Here is a 1419-nt window from a genome sequence, read left to right on the forward strand (position 1 = left end):
CATCACCCCCTGGTCCAAGTCATGCTGGCCTGGCAACACCACACCCTGACCGATGTGGACCTAGGGGATCTACAGGCCCACCCGGTGCCACTGGAAACCCACACGGCCCGCATGGATGTGACCTTCACCCTGGCCGAGAACTTCACCCAGGCGGGGCAGCCGGCCGGAATCAGCGGGGTAGTGGAGTTTCGCACCGACCTCTTCAACCCCGACAGCATCCACACCCTGATCACCCGATTCCAACGGGTGCTGGAGACAATGACCGCTGACCCGTCGCGGCCGGTGTCCTCGATCGATCTGCTCGACGATTCGGAACGTGTCCGCCTGGAGGGGTGGGGTAACCGGGCGGTGTTGGACCGTCCGGCGGTGTCGGGGGTGTCGATCCCGGCGTTGTTTGCCGCCCAAGTCGCGCGCACGCCCGAGGCGGTGGCGCTGAGTTTCGGGGACCGGTCGTGGACCTATCGCGAGGTGGATGAGGCCGCGAATCGGTTGGCGCACTTCCTGGTTGCCCGTGGGGTGGGCCCGGGTGAGTGCGTAGGGTTGCTGATGGAACGTGGCGCGCAGGCCATCATCGCGATCCTAGGGGTTTTGAAGTCTGGGGCGGCCTACGTGCCGATCGACCCGGGCCTGCCCACAGCGCGGATCGGGTTCATGCTCGGCGATGCCGCCCCGATCGCCGCGATCACCACCACCGGGCTGGCCGCGCGGGTCGACGGTCATCACGTGGCGGTCATTGATGTCAACGACCCCGCCATCGATGTTCAACCCAGTACCCCATTGCCGGCCCCGGCTGCTGAGGATCTTGCGTATCTGATTTACACCTCGGGCACCACCGGGGTGCCCAAAGGCGTTGCCGTGACCCACCACAACGTCACCCAGTTGCTGGGGTCATTGGATGGGGATTTGGCGGCACCGGCACCAGTGTGGGCGCAGGTGCATTCGTATGCCTTCGATGCCTCGGTTGAGGAGATCTGGGGCGCCCTGCTGGGTGGGGGCCGGTTGGTGGTGGTGCCCGAGTCGGTGGCCGGCTCTCCAGAAGAGTTGCATGCGTTACTGATTGCTGAGCAGGTCAGTGTGTTGAGTCAGACTCCTTCGGCGGTGGCGATGCTGTCGCCGCAGGGGTTGGAGTCGGTGGCATTGGTGGTGGCCGGTGAGGCGTGTCCGGCTGAGGTGGTGGATCTGTGGGCGGCACCAGGGCGGGTGATGATCGATGCGTATGGGCCGACGGAGACCACGGTATGTGCGTCGATCAGCACTCCGCTCACCCCCGAATCTCAGGTGGTGCCGATTGGGTCGCCGATACCGGGGGCGGCGATGTTCGTCTTGGACAGGTGGCTCAAGTCGGTGCCGGCGGGGGTGGTCGGTGAGTTGTATGTGGCCTGTCTCTTATACACATCTGACGCTGCCGACGATCGCATA

Annotated in this window: 1 protein-coding gene; it reads left to right on the forward strand. The window is 65.1% G+C overall.

Features of this window, described 5'->3' with window-relative positions:
- Positions 1-1419 (forward strand): AMP-binding protein (locus A5781_RS12095; protein ID WP_156624578.1); only part of this gene is annotated, 1419 nt, incomplete at both ends.

The organism is Mycobacterium sp. 852002-30065_SCH5024008, from assembly GCF_001665645.1.
Classification (GTDB): Bacteria; Actinomycetota; Actinomycetes; order Mycobacteriales; family Mycobacteriaceae; genus Mycobacterium; species Mycobacterium paraffinicum.